Raw genomic sequence first — 736 nt, 5'->3', positions numbered from 1 at the left:
TAGGTGTTGAACGTGCCCAAGAAGGTCACCCAACCCATAAAACACTATTTGCACACGATATTATTGTAATCGAAGGATTAACATTTAAAGAAGTAGAAGCAGGAACATACTTTATGGTTGCGGCCCCATTAAAACTAATGGGTACAGATGCATCACCAGCGCGTGTGTTATTATTCCAATAAAGTGAAGCTTCCATCAGTGGGAGTCTTACCGCCTACGAATTGCGGGATAAAAAATGGACCAAGAATTTAATCTTGGTCCATTTTTTATTTTATATCCATTTTGTATGGAATGTACCTTCTTTATCCACTCGTTTATACGTATGTGCTCCAAAATAATCGCGCTGCGCTTGTAATAAGTTTGCAGGTAGTGTTGAAGTACGATAGCTGTCATAATAAGAAATTGCTGCTGAAAATGCAGGTACCGGAATGCCCTGTTGTACAGCCACTGAGATAATTTGACGTAATCCGCCTTGATATGACTCTACAATTTCTTTAAAGTATGGATCAAGTAAAAGGTTCGGTAGGTCAGTGTTTGTCTCATAAGCCTCTTTAATGTTCTGTAAAAAGGCTGCACGAATAATACATCCGCCTCTCCAAAGCATAGAAATGCTGCCAAAATCAAGGTTCCAATCATATTCCTCAGAAGCTGCCTTCAATTGCGTGAATCCTTGTGCATAAGAACAAATTTTACTCATATATAAAGCTTGGCGCACTGCTTCAATTAATTCGGCTTT

General features: G+C 39.0%; 2 pseudogenes. One reads left to right on the top strand and one right to left on the bottom strand.

Going from position 1 to position 736, the window contains the following annotated elements:
- Positions 1 to 182, top strand: a pseudogene (locus MR109_RS29605) (cyclase family protein); the annotation flags it as partial.
- An 89-nt stretch (positions 183 to 271) separates the two neighbouring features.
- On the opposite strand, the pseudogene MR109_RS29600 reads toward MR109_RS29605, so the two are convergent.
- A pseudogene (locus tag MR109_RS29600) lies at positions 272 to 736 on the bottom strand (NADP-dependent phosphogluconate dehydrogenase); the annotation flags it as partial.

This window comes from Bacillus cereus group sp. BfR-BA-01310, from assembly GCF_022664325.1.
GTDB lineage: Bacteria > Bacillota > Bacilli > Bacillales > Bacillaceae_G > Bacillus_A > Bacillus_A paramycoides.
The sequence above is the reverse complement of the archived record's forward strand: the minus strand, read 5'-3'. Positions and strand labels throughout refer to the sequence as shown.